Consider the following 21,147-nt stretch of genomic DNA (forward strand, 5'->3'; position numbering starts at 1 on the left):
GTGACTAAATCAGTTGGCCAAGATCATGCTTCACCCTCCTCCTCTTTTGCGGGTTATTTGTTCCAAGGGCCGGCTCAGGTTGCTATTCGAACACGTACCAATGATCAGCCACGATACGTCGATACCCGGCTGAAGGTGTGGACGTGGTACGACGGTGGACTCGCAATGAAAATCGATTGGGCTGCACTCCAATTGAATTCGGAGCTAATCGAAATAGGTAAAGGCTTTATGGCCTATGCACTTGAGAAATATGCGCCTCGAACCGCGGTAATGTTCGCAGATACCCTACGCTTTTTATCTAGTACAAATCTCGCGACCGGACTTCCTTGGGACACCCATCAACTGGTCACTGCTCTCGAAGAAATCAAAAAAACGAGGACAGTACTTATAGGATTTCGAAGGCTTTACCGTTGGGCAATGGATAGAGGAATCAATGGCTTCGATCCAATCACCTACTTAGAAATCAAGGATGTGAAATCAGATCGGGTTGACCCGTATGCGCGAATTTTTCTCTCGCAGTCTGGTTTAGACCTTGATGAGGAAGTTCGATTGCTCAAACGCATTGAACGAGAGGTTTCATCTAACTCTTGGGAGGAAGCCCAGTTTAATATAGTGCTTCACTTAGGGTTCGAACTCGCACCACGCTCGATTCAATTCCACTCGCTTGATATCGCGGATTTTGAGTTCATTGAAAGCGCTGATCTTGAGAGGTACTACACACTGTGGCTACCCATGGCCAAAAAGGTCGGCCAACGCCGACCTGAGCGACGGCCCCGCAAAGTTACCTCCCGACTGGGTGAAAAAATCTCACGCCATATCTTGGAAATTCAACGCCGGTTTGGCAGCGACTGCGGCCCCTTATTTGTAAATCCTAACGGAAGGCGCCTATCGGTAACCGAAATAGGTATGGGCCTTAAACAGGAGCTGCGTGAAGCAGGAATAGACAAGCCGAACCAGGTAACTATGTTGCTGCGTCATCACCTCGGGCAAGGTTTGGCGGATCAGGGAACTCCGGCAACCATGATTGCCGAACTGCTCGGCCACAACAGCACGGTTGCGGCGCGTGCTTATGTTACGGCAACCCCCAACATTGCCCGGATTAAAGAGAAAGCACTCGGTAAGAGCCCCTCCTATCAGCGCATTATGCGCAGTTTATTAACCGGGGAAATCGTCCAGCGTCGAAATACAGTCGCAGAAAGAGCCATCCACGGCGTCATCGATACGCAGTACATCGGGGACATCGGTGCCTGTGCCCTGCCAGTTCATACGCACTGCCCCTACAATCCCGTGTATGCCTGCTACACCTGCAAGAAGTTTCATCCCTTTGCTGACGGCCGCCATGAGCAGGTGAAAGAGGCGTTGCAACGAGAAGCCCAACGGTTCATTGACATGGCAGAACAAGCCGGTGACCTCATTCACAACCGGCCCCTCGCCCAGCATCAGACAACCATCCTGGCGGTAAGCGCTACCATCGAGCGCTGCCGGCAGCACACGGAGGATGCCGCAGATGACGCTGTCTAGGGCAAGGCAGAGCCTCGATGGCTTTATTACACAGGAACAAGCGATTTTTCAGTCGTTACCAATTTCAACACCGTGGGCGTCACCGGTGTGGGGCGTCGGAAGTTGGTTACCACAACGGGATAACCAACATGCTCTTACCTTCGAAACGCATCGGCAAGCCCTAGAGAAGACAGGCTATCCCGCCCCGCCTAAGGGACCACTCCCCTGCACTTTCCAAGATTTTAGCAAGGCCTTGATTGTGTATCTGCAACGCACCCGGAACCTGAAGTTTTCGATGGTCGCGGCCTACAATATTGCCGTCCGGCGGCTTTACAATCCCTTGTTTGAAAGACGCGTGCCCGACCCCACACAGTTGACGCGAGGCGATTTTGATCGGGTCGTAGCCTTTCTCCGCGACAGTGGCTACAAGAACCTTTACGACGCGATCTCTCATCTTCAGGTAATAGCGGATACGATTGATAATCTGCAATTAACCGAGATCGCCATCCACTTTGAGCATGATGCAAAACCAGAGAAACGCCGCCACGACTACATTTCATTGCACGATCCTGATCGTGCGGTAAAACAGCGTAAATCTGATGAAAAGTTGCCTTCTCGCGAGGCGATGGAAGCCTACGCCTTATGCTCGAACCACCCGCTCACTGAGGGCGAAGAAATTTTGCTGCGTGTGATCGATTTGTTGATCGCGACTGGGCAACGGGGTAATGAGGTAGCAGTAATTCCCTATGACTGTTGGGTCGAAAGACCAATCAAAGGGACAGCAGGAAAGGTAGTTGTAGATGCCAATGGTAAACCCATAGTCGAATGCGGGATCAGGTACTTTGCGGAAAAGCAATTTCAATCCCGTGTTCATTGGTTCGCAGAAAGCGACGTTCCTTTAGCCAGGCGCGCGGTCGAACGATTGAAGATGCTGACCCAAGAGCAGCGAGAGCTCGCTAGGTGGCAAGAAGCCCATCCAGGGCGTCTCTGGAACTACTCACCACAAACAGCAATGTCAGAGATTGAGGTTCTAGATTGGCTCGGGTTTAGCGAGAACCGAGATACCCTTAGGAATCTCTCTGTGTATTTTTCCCGAAACGGAGTTCAACCCATAATTGAGACTAGCCATCAGTATAATGCGATCAAGCGTAGATATTTGGCCGGTGATATTGAGCGCCTACTCGTTCCCAAGCTTCATGGCCATGCAGTATTAGCAGAAAATATCGGTGGCACTCTTCGTATTGTCCTTAGAACCAGCGAAACACTTGCTATCGCTTTTGATGGTCAATTTCGGCTCGGTGGACGTGAAGCGAATGTGTTTCGTGTCTTACCGCGAGGGGTCACCCTTCGGGACATCAATAATGCGCTGGGTGCCAATGAAGCGTACTCGTCCATTTTTTCCCGCCGATCATTAACCGAATCCGATGGAGCTCCGATTCGGCTAACAAGCCACCAACCTCGACACTGGCGGAACACTATTTACCACCTGACCGGCATGAGCGACGTTCAGCAAGCGTTGGCCCTGGGGCGAAAACGTCTCGACCAGAATGTCTATTACCAGCACACAAGTATTGAAGAAAACACTGCTGACCATCAGGAGTTCTTGGCGTTCAATAGTCATCACGAGCGTATCGACTTTCTACATAGCGGCATAAGAGATAAGCGCATTCAGGGCGCCTTGACCGACAGTTACCATGCTTTGCTGTCAGATAAAGGCACGACCACAGCAGAAGCATTCCTTACCGTACACGCTACGGCGCTGCATGTGACACCCTTTGGAGGTTGCATTCACGATTTCTCCCAAGCGCCCTGCCCTAAGCATCTTCAGTGCTGGAATGGCTGCTCGCATCTCCATCTGATGGGCACTCCATCGGAACGGACCAACCTGGAGAAACAAGCCGAGAATCTTACGACCGCAATTAATATCATGCGCGATGCCGGCGCCGGAGAGGCAGGCAGCGATGTATGGCTGGCGGACCAGGAGGACAAACTCAACAATCTAAAATCCGTCCTCGCACGCGACACCAATGCAGGTGTGCAACGCGTGTTTCCAAATGGGCGTCCAATGACGGTTGCGGACACGGACAAACGACACAGTTCGGTTTCAGATGATTAGGGGCGACCATGACGCGACGACAGACGTTGAGGGGCGGCACGTTGGACGAGGCAATCGACGCCCTTCTCGCCCAAATGGTTAGCTTGGGATTGGAGCTCGCGCCGATCTCACGCCCCGAAGTGCAGCGTCGATTGGGCCTGACAAGCCGCGCGACCTTAGTAGGTGATCGTGGTCGGCGGATAGATTCCGCCCGTATCGCACAACTGAAGGAAAGCGGGTTAGATCCGGACGGTGCCCGCCGGCGGAGAAGCTACGAAGAGCGCATTGCTCATCTACAGGCGGAAAATGCCGCCTTGATTACACAGCGCGATAGGCTCTACGAAGCGCTGTCCGTGATCGTGCATAAGTGCCTATTGAAAGGGTTGGATGTCGAAGACGTAATGGAGCCGTTACGGAAACGATGAGCGGATGATTACTAACGTTTGCTCTGCACGGGTTTGACTGACCGGGCCATCCAGGTTTGAGCGAGTATTTGAATGTGTCAGACAGCTATTGACGCCACGGAGGTGAGGCAAAAGCTTCTGACTCCGGACTGGCTGCTTTCTAGCGTTTGGTGTTCAAACGCTTCCCAGTATTGCGGGCCAGGAGACACCTGCAGCTCGATGACGTCGAAGACCTCGGCACGGCGCACCGGCCTCAGTAAGTCAAAGCCCTGTATGAGAGTTGCGTACTACCTGAGATCGCTGCGGACCTGCTCAAGGATATCTTCCAGTTTAATGTCTGGGTCTTTCTTGAGGTAGCAGGCGACGATGACGGATACCGGATGCACCCCAATTGTGCCCGCCAGCTCGTCGACCTTCTCTATGGTCGCACCTTTGATACCTCTCTCCAGCGAGCTCAAGAACGTGCGGCTGCTGACTAAAGCAAAATCCTCCTGTGTTAATCCTCTGCTGATACGTAAGGCGCGAAGCGCTAACCCGAACGCTTGTTTTACTTCCATTTGCTTTACTCGCAAATGGAAAGATAAAGCCTTTTATGCACTCTATAGAGCTACAATCTATAGTGTTCATTTTGGGGTTTTTCATGTTTAGAACCTATCGGCGAGACGTAATGAGTTTTTCTTCCCTGCTTGAGCCGGATCTCCAGCTGTGGTCGTGCGTGGAGCAGATCATCCCGTTACCTTGGTTTTATGTCACGGCCCTCAAATGCGGTGGCGATTCCACATCGCGACACATGCTCATGGTTTCCGACGTCCAAACGTTGGAATATCTGAGTTTGTCCAAGTCAGCTGGTACGGCAATCGAGTCAATTCTCCTCGCCACACCGCCTGCCATGAATGGCAAAGAGAGATGGCTAATGGAGCAGCTCACAGAGATAGCATACGTTCCAAAGTCAAAGGGCACGGTCCGTCACTACCGATTCAAGGTCAAAGAGGGCGCGGTTTACACCAACTCATGTGACCCTGGACTGGAGGTAGAGCAAGGTAACATCAGCAGGGTCGTGATCTCGCTGTGCTCTTGATTTATGCCACTCGGTTCGCCCATCGTGCGCCTGAGGGCATCGGCCCGCCCGATTGGCCGGACGGTTCTCCACTACCACTTGAAGCCCGGCAGCCAGCCAGGCTCGAGCGATGACCTCTTAGTGATCTATCCGAGCTCCGATTATGGGCTGTCTCGCTGCTATTATTTGGCCTGCTGGTCACGCCTCTTTCCAATCTTGCGCGGATGATTCAATGAATACAGATGGACTCCCAGAACTGACGGATATCGGTATCAAATGCTTCCTTGAGTCAGCTCCGCTTTACTCCAAGAGAAGTTTCAAACTGCCGCCGGAGCCGCGCGAGGACCTGCGTATCAATGAGATCGACTCATTTTGCGAATTTTGCGAACAGAAACGTCCGTTTCATGACAGCACTTTGCGCAGTGATCGTGTTGTTGGTGCGAAGGCCGCACTGATGGCCTTTCAGCCGTTGAGAACTGGAAAGGCTGGTTTTTCTTTCACCTGCGTCTCGTGTAAAAAATCAAACAGAATCTATCTGCTTGAGCAGACTGTCGAAGATGAAACCATAACGATTCAGAAGTACGGCCAACTGCCGCGTGCGGGAATACCGCGAGACAAAACGCTGCAAAAATTCTTTAAGGAAGATCGCGATAACTACGAAAAAGCAGTGATCTGCCTAAGTTATGAGTACGGTGTCGCTGCCTTCGCCTACTTTAGGCGGATCGTGGAAAACAACATCAACCGTTTACTGGATCTACTACAGGAGGATGTGCAATCGTCCGGAGGGGACCAAGAGACTTTCACTGCGATTCAGTCTCTGCGCGATGAATCGCCAATGAGCGAAAAAATTAAAATCGCCAACCTTGCGCTTCCCGCGCATCTGAAGCCGGATGGTCTCAATCCTTTGGGCAAGCTGTATCAGGTTTTGAGCGAAGGGGTACATAACCTTCCCGAAGGGGAATGCTTAAAGAAAGCAAAGGCTGCAAGTGAATGCTTGGCGTTCCTTGTGAGTGAGCTGGCGTCGCGCAAAGAGCATCGAGCGCGCTTCAAGAGTTCGATCAGCCAATTGTAAGATCAGTCAAAAGCGGGTGAAAGCCCAGCGCAAGCCAACACCAGGACAGGACGACATGGCTCAACATCCTGAATCGCCCCAGGTTACCGACGAACGACGTCTGATAAATTCATGATCAAAAATACCGCCAGTGGTAAACCACCAGCTAATCAGCAATTGAGGCTATGGAATCACCAGAGTGATCGAGCAACGCTTCGATATCCGAATTCGCAGGGGCAAATCGATCGGCAATGAGATGACCGCGCGTTTACGGTGAAGGCGGATGGGCAACAGAACGAGCACGCGAGGCCTTGCTAAGGAAACCGAAAACGCGTTCAGCGACTACGGCACCCGACAATAGCGACTATAGTCATTGGTGAGCCAGAGCGAATCCTGTCGCCGCTTTACCCACCTGGCCCTCTATCAATACCGCGAAAGCACAGCGGACGTCGTCGTGCTTCTTGACGCGGAACGTGAACGTCTAGCTGCCGAAAACACTCAGGCTCAAGCTGAGATCAGGGCATCGTTGCCTTTATAAATCCCTTGATGGTGGATGGAGTTTTCCCGCCGGGCAATTCGTTTCCCGCTGAGCACACCCCAACCATCCATCTATCAGGGCTCAAGCAATGAACGTTTGCATTCGATGATATTTCAATACGGGAGATTGAAGAATCCACGGTGCTACCAGCGACAAGCATCGCTCATAAAGCAGTGGCACGAAAATATCAGCCCAGCGAACCGAGGACATAAAAAATGGCGATGTTAATTTTTGACAGTTCGGAAGATTCCATAGTCGAGGCCCGTGTCCTGGTCGAGGCGCTGAATGAATGGTTGGCGGAACAGCAGCCCAGTTGCCCGCTAAGGTCCGCCCGTGCGCAATGTTGCTATCGGCCCGATGGCACGCTGGATTCTGTATTGACCGTACTAACAAACGTGGTGGTGGACTAGATCAGGTGTTGCACTCAGTTTTTGCGACCGCCCCCCAAGGTTGACGCCTATACCCGTCCACCCGGCCACCCGTTCGCTTATCCGTTAGTTTCCTTCTACATTAAAGAGGTGCACACGGAGCCAGCAGCGAATGAAATCTTTGAAGTATTATGAAAAAAATCGACACGCCACATGGTTAGAGTTGTTTTTTGACCTGATTTTTGTTGTTGCAATTGGCAAGGTTACGCATACTCTCGGACATCTTCATCACGGCCACTTTGAACAGGAGCAATTATGGACATTTTTACTGCTTTTTGTTCCATTATGGTGGATCTGGTCCAGCCACACGATTTACTCAAACAGGTTTGATACAGACAGTAACCTTCACCGCTTGGCAACATTATTTTTAATGTTGCTGCTCATTGTGCTGTCTGCACGGATTGGGGAAGAATTGGAAGTAAATTATACGCTTGTTATTGCCTGCTATTTTGGTATACGTGCCATCATCAGCATTATGTACATTTCGTCCATAAGTAAATTCGATCACCGTAGCGAATTCTCCTCCAGGCTTGGCTTCGCCCTGTTAGTTAGCGCAGTTGTTAGTCTTTCATCCATTCTTTTTGACCCACCTATGCGTTACCTTGTCGCTTACATTGGGATTCTTCTTGATATTCTGCTCCCTTTATTTTCTTGGAGTAAGCTAAAGCCATTGCCAGCACATACAGAGCACTTGGTTGAACGACTAGGTTTACTCACCCTCATCTTATTGGGCGAGTCGGTAATTAGCCTTTCTGGAGGGTTATCTAACATTCAATGGGATCGTTATAATGTGATGGCGGCAATCACCGGATTTATCATGATTTGCAGTATCTGGTGGATCTATTTTGATAGCTTTTACCTACTGAGCAAAAATGAAAGTAGTATGAGTGGACACTCCTTAATCTACTCGCACCTTTTTCTATTTATGGGGCTAGCACTCCTCGCAAATTTGATCAGACATGCGATCTTGAATGACATTGCAATGCGCGATTTCCAGATTATGTCAATCATCGGCATGGCCTTATTTTTCCTAGGCAAGCAATATGGCTATTTCATAGCCGTACCTAAAATAAGGAAATACATACTACAAAACACCTTGATCGTGTTTTCTCTAGGTGGGTTGGTTATATTCCTACCCCGCGTCGAGTACATATTGGTCGGCCTAACAGCAACCATGATCTGCTATGTTTTCCTTAACTTCAGGTATCGTTGAATCTTTATAATTAAGCCATATCACGGGTGGATCAGCTATCCGCGCGCACCAAAGACTGAGCAGCTGATTGTCGAGGACTGGCGCACTGCGGATCGTGCAGAATGTGGTTAGCTGTTCAAACCCTTCACCCAGTCGCTATACATCCCTACCAACGAGAAGCGGATGGTCGCCTGGTAAAGCACGGGGGCAAACACCGTGCGGGGGGAAGCCCGCGCCAAGTGGCAAAATCTAATCGAAGAAGGCCAGGGTGCGAACTTCGATACTCTCTCGCGGCGGCGCTCCCGGCGGCGTATTGGGGTCTTTGAAGGCGGTATGGGGCGTGAAGCGGGCACGGCCGTCGTGACGTGAGTCATACCCCTTGATCAGCAAGACTTCGTCACGGCGCATGTCCGGAAAATAGTACCAGCGCTGTTGCGGATTGTAGGCCAGGTGGTAGATCTCACCGATACGATCCGGATAGACCAAGTCGGTGGCCAGAAGGTCATTGGGGTCGAGCGTCGAGGCGTCCAGCACGGCCAGCGGTGAGCGCTTGACGGGCCCGCTCATCGGGCGCCAGAGGTTAATCTGGGCCACCGACACCAGTGCGGCGGCCTGATCCTGGCCCAGCACGTCGCGAATACGCTCAGGTCCCGAGCGGTCGGTGTAGTCATTATGCACACGGCTGGCTGGGCCGCGAATATCCCGCCGCTCGGCGTCGCTGCGCCTAGTGTGGTCGAAGATGACGACCCGGCTCGCGCCCGTCAACTCCTTGATCAAGGCCTTGACCTCGTCATAGTAGACGCTTTCCACTGAGGTATCGTCGTAGAGATCGTCGACCACCGTATCCTGCCGATGGAGTTTAAACCCCTGCTTGTCCAGAGAAAGGCTGTCTGCCAACGGACGACCGTTGTGTATCGTGACCTCGCGCTCCTCCTGCTCAGCAAAGTAGTGCGGTTCACTGTTACCGGTCAGAGCCTCGGTATGCACATAGGGCTTCGCATCGTGCTTGACCAGGTAGGTCAGTTTCGTGATGACGCTAGCGGGCATATCAGTTGTGTGCTTCAAGTAACACCTCCCGGTCTGCTGACCGCATCCGGCGTGGTGTCACCGTGGCGGCGCTGTAACTTGTACGTAGACACCCTCGCGCTCAATCGTATGCCTTCGAATGGACACTATCAAATTTAGCCCGAGGTGCATGGCTCCCGACTGGTAAAAAAGGACCACTGTTACCTCGGCATCGACGACCAGCTTGACCATGACTGGCGCGTCGCACTCCGGGTCTGCGCCGATCATGAGCATCCGATATCCCGGCCCGCCCTTTACATTCGTTTGTCTGCCATGACGGGTTCGGACGTTGGTTGAATCAAACTTCCCGCACCACTATCTAGAAAAGCGGAATGCTATAACTCACAAAAACACGATTCTGATCTACGTTACGAGATGCTTCGCTGTTGGACTTGCCGTTACGCCAGCCGAACCCTACGCCTTTGAGCGCTCCGGATTGAAGGACGTAGTCCAGACTAATGTCTCTTTCCCATTCCTTTTGGTTGTTGCCTGACGTAGTTTTAATATTATCACCGGAGAGGTACATGACAGAGCCTTTCAGGCCAGGGACACCCAGAGCGGTGAAGTCGTAAGCATACTGACCGAAAGCTGTGCGCTCGCCTGCGCGGGTGAAAGTTTGGATAAGGCGGTCTGTATACAAGTACAGGCTTGCTCCACCGGCGCCCTTGTCAGTCAGGCTACCCTGATTGAGTTGAGTGAAGTTGCTGCCATCTGACACACTTTGGTACCCCGCAGTAATCGCGTGACCACCCAGTGTGTAAATCAACGCGGCACTCCAGGTACGGTTGTCGATCTCTCCACTACCGTTTTTGGTGTAGCCACTCATTCTGTAGCCTGACGTCCCGGAGCTATTTGCCCCTGACGAGTCAGTTTTGAAATAGCGCAGGTCGGTTTTAAGGGACTGATTGTCCGAGAGGGCAAGGGTGTGAATTAATCCCATAAAATGCTGCGTATAGTAGTTGTCGAGGCTGGCGTAGTAGTACTGAGCTGTCAGATTCTTGGTAACGTTCCAATCGCCCCCGGCGAAGTCAAACTGATTGCTTTCCCGCGTACCACCGGCAACGGCCAACCCCGTCTGATCGCTCGAACCACGTCCTGTTGCATGTTCGATACGACCTCCAGTCAAGGTCAACCCTTTGAACTCGCTCGAGGTGATTTGACCGCCCTCGAAGGTTTGTGGAAGCACGCGCCCGTCGTTGGCGACCAGAATTGGGAGTTTCGGAATCAAAGTGCCGTAGCGAAGTTCAGTTTTCGACATTTTGACTTTTACGGTCAGCCCCAGCCGGCTCCACTCGTCGACGGCACGGTTGTCACTGTCAGAAGGCATCATGCTGCTACCGACATGCCGTCCTTTGCCACTGTCCAAGGTAACTCCCAGCAACCCCAGGCCATCGACACCAAAGCCAACCATTCCATCGGTATAGCCCGATTTGAAGTCCAGCGTGAAACCCTGCGCCCATTCTTCGGTTTTGGAAGGTGCGGCAACGCCATCGCGGTTGTCGTTATTGAAGTAGAAGTTTCTCATTCCCAAGGTGGCTTTGCTGTCACTCAGGAAGTCCGCATGCACCTGAGCACTCAGGGTAATACTAAGAAGCACCGAACTTGCAGTTATTGTTTTTCCACTCATTTATATAGCGCTCCATTTGTTATTTTAAAGTAATAGAAGCAACGCAAGATTTTCAGGTGCGCGTTTTTTATTATTCTTAATATCCTGCTGAAAACGAGAAATCGACGATGCCTCGCCCCTCCTGCATCAAGTTAATATTGTTAATGCAAGTTCCAAAGTCGCTCATCGCACCTGTTTCTGTTATGCAGCGCGATAGCGATAGAGCGGATTGTGTGAGAAAGGCGCAGGGAGTGCCTTGCCTGGGGAAATGGAGTTCTGCGTTGCGGTCTGAAAATTTATCTTATCGTCTGAATTTCAGGATTGGGGCCGGACCCAATTGTCGGTCGAGTACCCAAAGGCTCAGCGGGCTGACCTGACGACTGTCCTCTATAGCAACCCGCGGCGCGGCGATCACGACGTCCAAGGCCCAGACTGCAGTGTAATCATCTGCAACAGGTACCGAGACGGACGACGAACATGGCGGTTCCCCGCAATGCCGCCTACGCTTGCTGGATGGTCCCCATGCGTTTGCTCAGGCGATGTATCGGGTTGGTACGATCTGATTTATTTTGACCGTCCGCTCAATGCTAATCTGGACCTGCCCGCGCGTATCGCCAGCAACTGGCCCCTCACTCCGGTCGACCCGACCAGCATGTACGGCGCAACGGGCAAAGATTGCACCCACTACCCCACCTGTCGTTCCCAAGCGACCGATGCCGCAGCACCTCTGGAAACAGGGGCGCTGTTCACGCTCTCCCATTGAGGAAGATGAGTATGTATCGGCCGAGCACGATTCCTTATCAGGAGCATCGAGGGTTCAGCCGAACCTTCACTCCGGGTCATTTGAGCCTGGGATTGTTCTTTCCTTTGGAGGCCTTCGATGGGGACACGCCGAACATGCTCAACCAGGTCGCATTGGCCAAACGAGCAGAGGCGCTGGGCTTCTGCGCGCTCTGGTTTCGCGATGTGCCTCTTCGGGACCCTAATTTCGGTGATGTCGGCCAAGTCTTCGACCCCTGGGTTTACCTGGGCTATATGGCCGCTCATACGTCGGAGATAGCGCTTGGCACCGCATCCATTGCCATCCCGTTACACCATCCTCTGCACACGGCCAAGGCATCAGCCAGCGTCGATCAGTTGAGCGCAGGTCGCTTGATTCTGGGTGTGGCTTCCGGCGATCGCCCAGTGGAGTTTTCGGCTTTTGGCATCGATCCCGAAAGGCGCGGAGACATCTTTCGAGAGCACTACGAGGTGATTCGCCAAGCCCACAGCACCAGCTTTGAGCCCATTCGCTGGAGCGGTGGTGAGATGCAGGGTGCAGACCTCATTCCGAAACCCACAACCCAAGTCATTCCAATGTTCGTGACAGGCAATAGCCGCCAGTCACTGGATTGGATCGCGCGCGAAAGCGTCGGATGGATCAACTATCCACGCCCACCGAACATGCAGCGACTGATCGTGGAAGATTGGCGGCTGGAGGTCATGAAGCAATGTGGTTCCGTCTATAAGCCCTTCACTCAGTCGCTTTACATCGACCTCGATGAGAACCCGTCCACGCCGCCCACTCGCATTCATTTGGGGTTCAAACTTGGACACTACCATCTCCGGTTTTTGCTGGAGTCGCTTGAGGAAATCGGAGTGGACCACGTTATCCTGAATCTCAAATACGGAAAGCGCCCTGCTGCGCAAGTCATTGAGGAGCTGGGGACTCACATCGTTCCGCAATTCGGAGTACAGCCACGTCCTGAAGCGAATTGATCCGCCGGCCGCCTCCACGCCGGCTGAGGTGGTGCGGTTCAACTGGTTGAATCATAAGGCCAATACCTGCTCAAGGAATATCAGTTGCAACGGCTCTTCGAGCAGGTCATCTGCCGTGGCGGCAAAGCGCTGAAAGTAAGGCATCGAAAAATGCGCATCCAGCGCCGTCTGATCCCTGAAAGCCTCGCGCATGTAGAACGTGTCCTGCTTGTCGCGCAGCTTGAACAACACATAATCGAGATTGCCCGGCTCTGCTCGGGTCGGCTCTACCAGCGCCAGCAGTTCTTGTTTCAATGCCAGTTCTTTGCCTGCTTTGGCCTTGAGCACGGCAATCGGTACCAACACGTTACTGGACGAATTCATCGTCAACGCTCCAACATTAAAAAAATGGCAAGTGATGCCGCAGGCGGTTCAGCGGGCCCGCAAGCGCCCCGCCTGAAGTGAAATCAGAAACCTTCGAGAACGATCTTGCCCCGGGCCTTGCCGCTCTCGACTAGCGCATGGGCACGACGGATGTTTGCCGCATTGATCGCACCGAAGTGCTCGCCCACAGTGGTTTGCAGAACTCCTTGGTCAATCAGAGCGCTGACCCGATTGAGCAGGTGATGCTGGTTGATCATGTCCGGGGTTTCATACAGCGAGCGGGTGAACATCAGCTCCCAATGCAACGACAGCGACTTGCGCTTGAGCGGCATCACGTCAAGGCTGTCGGGATCGTCAATCACACCCAGACGCCCTTGCGGTTTGAGCACGTCGATCAGTTGTGCAAAGTGCTGTTCGGTGTGAGTCAGGCTGGCGACATAGTCGATTTCCGGCACGCCGAGCGCTTGCAACTGTGCGAGCAGTGGCTGGCTGTGATCGATCACGTGATGCGCGCCCAGCTGCCGCACCCAATCAGCGGTTTCCTGGCGTGAGGCAGTTCCGATGACGTTAAGGCGGGTCAACTGTCGGGCCAGTTGCACCAGCATCGAACCGACGCCCCCAGCCGCTCCGGTGATCAACAGGTACTTGCCCTCCCCCGAACCCTCGACGACACCGAGCCGGTCAAACAACAATTCCCAGGCAGTGATCGAGGTCAACGGCAACGCTGCCGCATCGGCGGCACTCAATGACCGAGGCTTGTGCCCGACGATCCGCTCATCGACCAGATGGAATTCGCTGTAGCTGCCGGTGCGGGCAATCGAGCCGGCATAGAACACTTCATCGCCCGGCTGAAACAACGTCACTTCAGAGCCGATCTCGCGGACAATGCCTGTGGCATCCCAGCCGAGGATTTTCGGTTCTTTTGTGAAAGTTCCGGCGCGCACCTTGGTATCGACCGGATTCACTGACACCGCGCGAACTTCAACCAGCAGATCCCGTGGACCAGGCGTGGGCACCGGGAGGCTGATGTCGATCAATGCGTGTGGATTGTCGATGGGCAAAGCGTGTTCGGTAAAGGTGATGGCTTTCATAAACACTCGCTGTCTGAAGGGTGATGCACTCGTTTGCAGCCATCTTCGACTTCCCAAGTACAAAGAAAAACAAGCAGAATGCGCCAACACTTTCACTGCAGGAGTGAAAATGATCCGCATCGATGATCTTGGTTTATTCATCCGCAGCGCCGCGCTGGGCAGTTTCACCGCAGCGGCGCTGGAGGCTGATCTATTGCCTGGTCAGGTCGCCGCCGCCATCAAACGTCTGGAGCGCGAGCTGGACGTACGCCTGTTCGCCCGCACCACTCGCAGCCTGCGATTGACTGCCGAAGGCGAGCAATATCTGCCCACCGCCCACTCAGTGCTTGAGACCCTGCAGCAAGGCAAGGAAAATTTGCGTGGTAAGAACGCCACGCTGCGGGGCGTCCTGCAGGTGACAGCACCCTCCGATCTGGGGCGCAACATACTGCTGCCGTGGCTGACGCTGTTCCGCCGTCAGCATCCAGAATTGACGTTGCGTTTTTTCCTGTCAGACCAGATGGCCAATCTGTTTCGCGACCCGGTGGACGTGGCGATTCGATATGGCCCGAATGAAGACGCCAACTACGTGGCACTGCCGCTTGCACCGTGGAACCAGCGGGTTCTGGTTGCCTCGCCGGAGTATGTGAAACGCTGCGGTTCTCCCCAAACGCCGGATGACTTGAGCAAGCATCACTGCCTGCTCTATCTGCAAAATGGCCGGGTCTACGACAAGTGGAACCTGGGCGGGCAAACCGTGCAGGTTTCAGGGCCACTGTTCAGCGATGACGCCGATGTCGTGCGACGCTGGTCGTTGGACGGTGACGGTATCGCCTACAAATCCTGGCTGGATGTCAGTGCCGATATCGCCACTGGGCGCCTGCTTGTGCTGCTGCCGGATTTTCCTGGCGAAGCTTCGCCGTTGAGTCTGGTGTGCCCGCATCGCAAGCAGATCAGCCCTGCGGTTTCCCAGCTTTATACGTGGTTAAGTGGTCAGTTTTCTGCGCTGAAGCGCAGTTGAACCGAATGACGACAATTGATGCTTGTTGAGCATCCCTCGCTTCGTGGTTCGGCGGATCAATGCGCTCACCAAGCACAATGTCCGGATCGTTCACCAAGAACGCTCCAAGGTAGGAATGACACCTGAAATGTAGCGCAGGACACCGCCATCGTTTGAAAGGGTGACAAAAAATTCAATAGCTTCTCCCTGTCCGTACCGTAAAGGGCCGGCTAATAGTCCTTTCCTTTATAGCAAGTGCATAGGTATGACCTAAATCTTTGGCCAGTTACTTCGGCCACAAAATTTACCTTAAATACAAGTGTTTTAATAGGCCAGCATAACAACCCATCTGATACTATTTTTTTTCGCTCACCTGAGCCTTTTTCGTCAACCAGCATTCTATAAAGTGCAAGCCCGATGTTCTTTAAAACAACAAAAAAGAAGCCAACTTATTTTGGCGCTTGGGCACACTGACGCGCTCAAGAATCCAGACCATCCCAGGATAAACAATAGAACCATGCTTTATCAGAAAGAAATGGGACAAATAACTATTCATTTGATTTGGAGATGGTGCCGTGCGAAAGCTTGGCTTGGGTTTCCTGGTAACGGGCGTTGTAGGGCAACTATCAGCATTATTATGGACGTACACATCCATAGGACCACTTTGTGAAAACAATGTCGACAATTCATACATCCAGAAAAACGTGACAAAGCTAAAACAGCTCATCGATGACACCACTAATGAAGTTGTAACAAACCTCACTACGAAATATTCCGACGGGCTCACGCCCCTTGCGGAAAACGAATCCCCCATACCCGACTCAACGGAGGCTCACACCGCACAGTTTTTGATCGAAAATCCAGACGAATCGCCAGTTTTTTCGCTGCCTTCACTGCCCACACAAGCACGCAATTGGACAATTATCCTTAGCGGCCTGATTGCTTCTACCGGCCTGCTCCTGGTGCACTTCGCCCGCAAAAAAACCTCTGATCCGCAATGGCACGTCTTTCGCTCCGTGCCTGGGTCGCTAATCACGCTGGAAAGCCCGTGCTTAACGTGTGGTAGCTATATTCTCCACGCTAAAAAAGAAGCTTCAACCACGCCTTCATCCGGCTTGTGGGTGATCGAAATAGCGTTGAACACACCCAGCCGTCATCGTGCCACAAATGCCATTAAGCAACTGGAATTACCGGTAGCGCGTAAAGAAAACAACTTTGTCGTCATCGGCCCGTATAGACAAAAACAAGACGCAGCTCGAGTCGTGAAAGAGTTGAGTGAAAGTCATGGCGTTCGAGGATGGATGATGGCAGGAAATTGACATAGTCCGATTTAGCGCTGGGCCGACCTCGTACAACCCGCCACATTTTTCATGCCACAAGAGAATATTCATGATCGCAAAAGAATTCAGAGCCGAACTCGCCCTGAAGAAATTCCTGGACGCCAACTTATGGCTCCAGCTTGAACTCAGCGAGTTGAACTACAGCCTCGCTGAAAGTTGCGGGCTGTCGCCCAAAGAATATCGCCAGAAATTCCTGCAAGAAGCATTTGAAACAGAAGCAGACGCTCATGACTGTGATTGTTGGGACTTCACTCTCCAATGGGTAGCCAACACTAATGAAGAGCTTGAGTTGATGCGTGAAGAACGCATGAAAGAGATTTATGAGTTTCTGGACGATTAGTCCACTCTATAACTTTCGTAGCCTATACACGCCTCCAATGCTGTAGATAAACGACTAACTTCACCGACGGGAGTATTGCCCAATACCCCCGCCCTTCTCTCGATTCAAACCGTCGGATAACAATCCACTACACGCCGATACTGGCTGGGTGAAGCTCCGATGTGCTGACGGAAAAACCGTGTGAAATGACCTTGCTCGGAGAACCCGAGGTTCTCCGACAACAGGCCCAATGTTCCACTGCGCTCACGCTCAAGCCAGGCAAAAGCCCGGCGCATGCGCGCGTCGTTAAGCAGCAGGGTCGGCGTCATGCCGGTATCTTTCTTGAACAGCGCAAAAAAGTGCGCCCGCGACAGACCACAAGCCCGTGCGGCGTTGTCGATCGGGTTCGGATCATCGAGGTGCTCAAGCAACCAGGCGGTGCCACGGCGCACGCGTGCGTCCCGGAACTCACCTGAGTTCGGCGCACCCAGTAGCGACAAATGCCGCCAGCTGGAAAAGTCCTCGATCAGCTCGATCAGGAAATCAAACAGCATGAATTCCATGCGCTCTTTCGGAACAATCCCGCAGCCATGCGCTTCGGCGACCAAGATGTCAGCCAAGGTGCGATTACGACTCGACAGCTCGATGCACGACTGGGCAAAAAAGTCCGGCCGACCGCTGAGCGCCAGCGACTGCTGGGCAGTGGCCAGCCAGGCGGGCTCGATGTAGAGCGCCAGGATCAGGGTGGCACCGGCATCCGGCTGCGGATCGTAGAAATGCGGCTCCCAGGCGTTGACCAGCACCGCCGTGCGATCGCTGAGCGGTACCCGCCGACCGTTAACGTTGAAGTAAGTGTCTTCGCCAGACACTTTGACCAGCACATGGCATTCGGAATGGGTATGGGTGACCAGCGAATGATCCATATTCAGCAAGGCGACCCGGCCAAACCTGCCGTGGAAAACCCGTTGGGCAATCGACATCAGATTCCTCCGCTCGCTTGAAGCGATATCGTTATCGGCCTCAATGCATATCATCGGGGCGTCTATCTATTTCTCAAGTCCGGCGATCGCTCTATGGTTCAGCAACACTTGGCTGGCCACTATCGCGCGCGAATGACCGAGCGTCTATATCGACTTTCGCAGGCCCCACGCTCGTCGGGAAAACCGCCTTACAAGGCATGGCGCTCTTTCCCGTGATAAACGCGCAGGATATCGGCCACCACCGCCAGGGCGATTTCCGCCGGGGCCTTGCTGCCCAGATCGAGGCCGATGGGCATGTGCAAACGGGCGATCTGTTCATCCGTCAGACCACCGATGCGTTTGAGCCGCTCGGCGCGTTTGGCCGAGGTTGCCTGAGAACCCATGGCGCCAATGTAAAACGCCGGGGTGTGGACTGCTTCCATCAGCGCCAGATCATCGATTCGCGGATCGTGAGTCAGCGCCACTACCGCGGTCGCCGCGTGGCAACCTCCGGCGGCAATGAACATTGAGGGCAGCACACGTTGCATCTCCACGCCTTCAAGATGTACATGCAGCATCTCTTCCCGGGGGTCGCAGGCGATAACTTCGCAGCCGATGGCTCGGGCGAAACTGGCGCAAACTTCAGCGACCGGCGAGAGCCCTGCCAGAATCAGGCGTAATGCCGGGCCAACGCTGATGCGCACCCTTTCGTAGTCGACTTGTACCCGTTCGCTGCCGTGGCCCGCGTCCGGATCCAGGCGCAAGGCACCGCTGCTCAGCTCGATATGGCGCTGCAGACGTCGCTGACCGAGTAACGCCGCTTGCAGACTCTCCAGGTGTGCGATCCATTCAAGGCTGGCAGCGCGGTGTTCGACCAGCACTATCAGCACGCCACCACAGGGCAACCTCAGGCGGTGGCGTTGCTCGACGCTGTCGCCATAACTGACGATCTGTGCCGGTTCGCGTAATTCACCGCGCGCCAGACTTTCGAGAAACTCCTCTTCGACGCAGCCACCCGACAGCGAGCCGACGTGTTCGCCCGAGCCGTTGGTCACCAGCATCGCACCCGGCGCACGCGGCGCCGAGCCATAGGTGGAGAGCACCGTGCACAGCCACTGTGCCTGCCCAGCGCGAGCCCATTGCAGTGCCTGGTCGATCACCTGAACATCGAGATGACGCATGTTTTCTGTACCTCAAGCAAAGCGTGGTGCTGCATGCAGGGTTACGTTTACGGTAACCTGCGAGCAACCTTGTTCAATCGTTGATTCAACATGTCGCCACAACAATTTTTGCAACTTGGGCCGCTGCGCCTGGAATATCGCCAAATCCCTGCGGCTGACCCATCGCGACCGACGCTTGTGCTGCTGCACGAAGGCCTCGGAAGCGCCGATCAATGGAAAGACTTCCCCCAGCGCCTGGCCCAGGCCAGCGGTTACGGTGTAGTCACTTACAGCCGTCAGGGTTATGGGCAATCGAGCCCGGTAACCCTGCCGCGTCCGCTGAACTACCTGAGCAGCGACGGCCCTCGTGAACTGCGGCAACTGCTCGATGCCTTGCAACTGCCGCAAGTGGTCTTGCTCGGTCACAGTGACGGCGCATCCATCGTCCTGGCCTATGCCGCCGCCAACGATCCGCGCGTGTTGGGCAGCATTGCATTGGCGCCTCACGTGATTGTCGAGACCGAAAGCCTCGATGGCATTCGCCATACCACTGAGGCTTGGCATCAGGGCGAATTGCGCGAACGCCTGGCGCGCCACCATGGGAGCAATGTCGACGGTGCTTTTCACGGCTGGAGCGACAGTTGGTTGCACCCGGACTTTTCCCTGGACGATCTCGAAACGCAGTTGGCTTATATCGAAAAACCGCTGCTGGTCATCCAGGGTCGCGAAGACCACTACGCGACGCCCGAGCAACTGGCAGTCATCCAGCGACAGGTGCCTGGACCGTGCCGCTGTGCGTTGCTGGATAACTGTCGGCACTTTCCCCAGACCGAAGCGCCCGAGCAGACCTTGCAGCTGATCTGCGAATTCCTGGAGCACCTCCCCGCGTTTATTTGAAATTGCCTTGGGTTTCTGGAATCACCACACTGCCAATCAGGTAGATCACAGACAGACCGACGGCAAAAAACGCCAGTACCATGGGGATCTGCGCGGGGCTGCTGCTGACCAGAGACACAAAGGTCGGCATGGTTCCGCCGAGGGCGAAACCGATGTTCCAGGACAATCCGGTGCCGCTGGCTCGCAGCTCGGTGGCAAAGCGTTCGTTGAGGAAGATCAGGATAGGCGCGATGATCGCCCCGCCCATGAAGCCTATGCCCATGCAATACAGCGCAGTGCGGGTCAGCGAACCCGGCTCGGCGACCCCATGGAACATCATGGGCAGGCCCACCAGGTTGATCACACCCAGCAGCATGAAGGTCTTCTTGCGACCGATCAGGTCACTCAGGTAACCGAAGGCCAGTGCTCCGACAATGGTTGCCACCGACCCATACATGAGCAGCTGCGAAGTCTGCGTATGAGGCACTTTGGCGACCACGTTGAGCAATGTCGGCAGATAACCGCAGGCCAGGTAATAGGTGGCACCGCCGCCGAAGGTAATCAGCAGATTGACCAGCATCACGGCGCGGTACTCACGACCGAACAGACGCTTGAGTGGCGACACGACCACGACCGTCGGCCCCTTGGTTTTGCGGGCCTGTTGCAGTTGCCGCCAGACCGGGCTTTCATCCAGGTAACGGAACATCACCAGACCGAAAAATGTGCTGAGCAGGCCGCAGAAGAACATGAAGCGCCAGCCCCAGACGTCGAATTCGCCCCCCGGAAAGATCTCCGACAACACCAGATAAGTGAATGACGCCAACAGCGCGCCCATGCCGGCACCGGCGCCACCGATCAACCCGGACATCAAGCCGCGATAGCGCGGCGAGATGGATTCGGTGCCGATGGTGTGAGTGGAAGCGACGATGCCGCCAACGAAAATGCCCTGAATCACCCGCAATACCAAAAACAGTATCGGGGCCAACACCCCGACCTGGTGAATGGTTGGCAACACGCCAAACAGTGCCGTGGAAATACCGACGCCGACCATCGATACCATCAGCGCACGCTTGCGACCGTGTTTGTCGGCATACGCGCCAAAGATCGCCGAGCCCAGCGGACGTACCAGCAAGGCCACGGCGAACGAGGCGTACACGGCGGCCAGCGACAGTGTCGGGGTGTCCGAGGGGAAGAACAGGCGGCCGATGATCGGCGCCACATAGAGCAGAATGAACAGGTCAAACAAATCCAGCGCCCAGCCGAATGTCGAGGCAAATGCCGCGAGCAAAGCCTTGCCCGGTGGAATCTGCGGCGTATCGATAGCGGCGCTGGTGGGTGATGCAGTTATTGTTGTTGTCGTAGTCAT

19 protein-coding genes and 1 pseudogene are annotated in these 21,147 nt (G+C 54.1%); 12 read left to right on the top strand and 8 right to left on the bottom strand.

From position 1 onward, the window contains the following. From KW848_RS01350 to KW848_RS01360, 3 genes are read left to right on the top strand one after another with little or no spacing between them, the layout of a single operon-like run. Entirely contained in the window at positions 1-1,521 is a 1,521-nt protein-coding gene (locus KW848_RS01350) for a site-specific recombinase (RefSeq protein ID WP_218534903.1), read from the top strand. Continuing rightward, positions 1,508-3,616, top strand: coding sequence for a hypothetical protein (locus KW848_RS01355; RefSeq protein WP_218534904.1), 2,109 nt, complete (start codon positions 1,508-1,510; stop codon positions 3,614-3,616). The genes KW848_RS01350 and KW848_RS01355 overlap by 14 nt, the downstream gene beginning before the upstream one ends. A 41-nt stretch (positions 3,617-3,657) precedes the next feature. After that, positions 3,658-4,020, top strand: coding sequence for a hypothetical protein (locus KW848_RS01360; RefSeq protein WP_256364991.1), 363 nt, complete (start codon positions 3,658-3,660; stop codon positions 4,018-4,020). A gap of 266 nt (positions 4,021-4,286) precedes the next feature. On the opposite strand, the gene KW848_RS01365 is transcribed toward KW848_RS01360, so the two are convergent. Next, positions 4,287-4,556 carry a helix-turn-helix domain-containing protein gene (locus tag KW848_RS01365; protein WP_218534906.1) on the bottom strand — a complete coding sequence of 90 codons (270 nt, stop codon included), beginning with the start codon at positions 4,554-4,556 and terminating at the stop codon, positions 4,287-4,289. 110 nt (positions 4,557-4,666) lie between these two features. Here KW848_RS01365 and KW848_RS01370 point away from each other — a divergent pair, with 110 nt between their 5' ends. From KW848_RS01370 to KW848_RS01380, 4 genes and pseudogenes are all read left to right on the top strand, one after another. After that, positions 4,667-5,077, top strand: a complete 411-nt coding sequence (locus KW848_RS01370; protein WP_218534907.1) for a hypothetical protein — start codon at positions 4,667-4,669, stop codon at positions 5,075-5,077. 211 nt (positions 5,078-5,288) lie between these two features. Beyond that, a complete protein-coding gene (locus KW848_RS01375) occupies positions 5,289-6,128 on the top strand; it encodes a hypothetical protein (RefSeq protein ID WP_218534909.1) in 840 nt (279 codons plus the stop codon). A 295-nt stretch (positions 6,129-6,423) separates the two neighbouring features. Beyond that, a pseudogene (locus tag KW848_RS31645) lies at positions 6,424-6,697 on the top strand (hypothetical protein); the annotation flags it as partial. A 488-nt stretch (positions 6,698-7,185) separates the two neighbouring features. Further along, positions 7,186-8,286 (top strand): low temperature requirement protein A, encoded by a 1,101-nt coding sequence (locus KW848_RS01380; protein WP_218534910.1) that lies wholly within the window; start codon positions 7,186-7,188, stop codon positions 8,284-8,286. Between the two features lie 228 nt (positions 8,287-8,514). Here KW848_RS01380 and KW848_RS01385 read toward each other — a convergent pair whose 3' ends face one another. Both KW848_RS01385 and KW848_RS01390 read right to left on the bottom strand, forming a co-directional pair. Beyond that, positions 8,515-9,330 carry a CmcJ/NvfI family oxidoreductase gene (locus KW848_RS01385; RefSeq protein ID WP_049810806.1) on the bottom strand — a complete coding sequence of 272 codons (816 nt, stop codon included), beginning with the start codon at positions 9,328-9,330 and terminating at the stop codon, positions 8,515-8,517. Between the two features lie 319 nt (positions 9,331-9,649). Then, a complete protein-coding gene (locus KW848_RS01390) occupies positions 9,650-10,957 on the bottom strand; it encodes an OprD family porin (protein ID WP_218534911.1) in 1,308 nt (435 codons plus the stop codon). A gap of 753 nt (positions 10,958-11,710) precedes the next feature. Between KW848_RS01390 and KW848_RS01395 the strand changes: the two genes are divergently transcribed. Next, positions 11,711-12,694, top strand: coding sequence for an LLM class oxidoreductase (locus tag KW848_RS01395; RefSeq protein ID WP_015095116.1), 984 nt, complete (start codon positions 11,711-11,713; stop codon positions 12,692-12,694). 51 nt (positions 12,695-12,745) lie between these two features. Here the strand turns inward: KW848_RS01395 and KW848_RS01400 are convergent, their stop codons facing one another. Together KW848_RS01400 and KW848_RS01405 are read right to left on the bottom strand one after the other, a co-directional pair. Continuing rightward, positions 12,746-13,057, bottom strand: a complete 312-nt coding sequence (locus KW848_RS01400; RefSeq protein WP_218534912.1) for a putative quinol monooxygenase — start codon at positions 13,055-13,057, stop codon at positions 12,746-12,748. Between the two features lie 83 nt (positions 13,058-13,140). Continuing rightward, positions 13,141-14,148, bottom strand: coding sequence for a zinc-binding alcohol dehydrogenase family protein (locus KW848_RS01405; RefSeq protein WP_218534913.1), 1,008 nt, complete (start codon positions 14,146-14,148; stop codon positions 13,141-13,143). Between the two features lie 109 nt (positions 14,149-14,257). On the opposite strand from KW848_RS01405, the gene KW848_RS01410 reads away from it, so the two are divergent. The 3 genes from KW848_RS01410 to KW848_RS01420 all read left to right on the top strand — a co-directional run bounded on the left by KW848_RS01410 (position 14,258) and on the right by KW848_RS01420 (position 16,807). Next, the gene (locus KW848_RS01410) at positions 14,258-15,148 is read left to right on the top strand and encodes a LysR family transcriptional regulator (protein ID WP_218534915.1); all 891 of its coding nucleotides are present in this window, start codon (positions 14,258-14,260) and stop codon (positions 15,146-15,148) included. Positions 15,149-15,702: 554 nt separating this feature from the next. Continuing rightward, positions 15,703-16,446, top strand: coding sequence for an SPOR domain-containing protein (locus KW848_RS01415; protein ID WP_218534918.1), 744 nt, complete (start codon positions 15,703-15,705; stop codon positions 16,444-16,446). Positions 16,447-16,516: 70 nt separating this feature from the next. Next, a complete protein-coding gene (locus tag KW848_RS01420) occupies positions 16,517-16,807 on the top strand; it encodes a DUF6388 family protein (protein ID WP_218534919.1) in 291 nt (96 codons plus the stop codon). A gap of 104 nt (positions 16,808-16,911) precedes the next feature. On the opposite strand, the gene KW848_RS01425 is transcribed toward KW848_RS01420, so the two are convergent. Then, positions 16,912-17,766, bottom strand: a complete 855-nt coding sequence (locus KW848_RS01425; RefSeq protein WP_218534921.1) for an AraC family transcriptional regulator — start codon at positions 17,764-17,766, stop codon at positions 16,912-16,914. Positions 17,767-17,954: 188 nt separating this feature from the next. Continuing rightward, entirely contained in the window at positions 17,955-18,926 is a 972-nt protein-coding gene (locus KW848_RS01430; protein ID WP_218534923.1) for an XdhC family protein, read from the bottom strand. Between the two features lie 90 nt (positions 18,927-19,016). Between KW848_RS01430 and KW848_RS01435 the strand changes: the two genes are divergently transcribed. Further along, positions 19,017-19,802, top strand: coding sequence for an alpha/beta fold hydrolase (locus KW848_RS01435; RefSeq protein ID WP_218534924.1), 786 nt, complete (start codon positions 19,017-19,019; stop codon positions 19,800-19,802). On the opposite strand, the gene KW848_RS01440 is transcribed toward KW848_RS01435, so the two are convergent. After that, positions 19,795-21,147 (bottom strand): MFS transporter, encoded by a 1,353-nt coding sequence (locus KW848_RS01440; protein ID WP_116579520.1) that lies wholly within the window; start codon positions 21,145-21,147, stop codon positions 19,795-19,797. The two genes, KW848_RS01435 and KW848_RS01440, sit on opposite strands and share 8 nt — an antisense overlap.

It is taken from the genome of Pseudomonas sp. PDM25 (assembly GCF_019219045.1).
In the GTDB taxonomy this organism is placed as follows: domain Bacteria; phylum Pseudomonadota; class Gammaproteobacteria; order Pseudomonadales; family Pseudomonadaceae; genus Aquipseudomonas.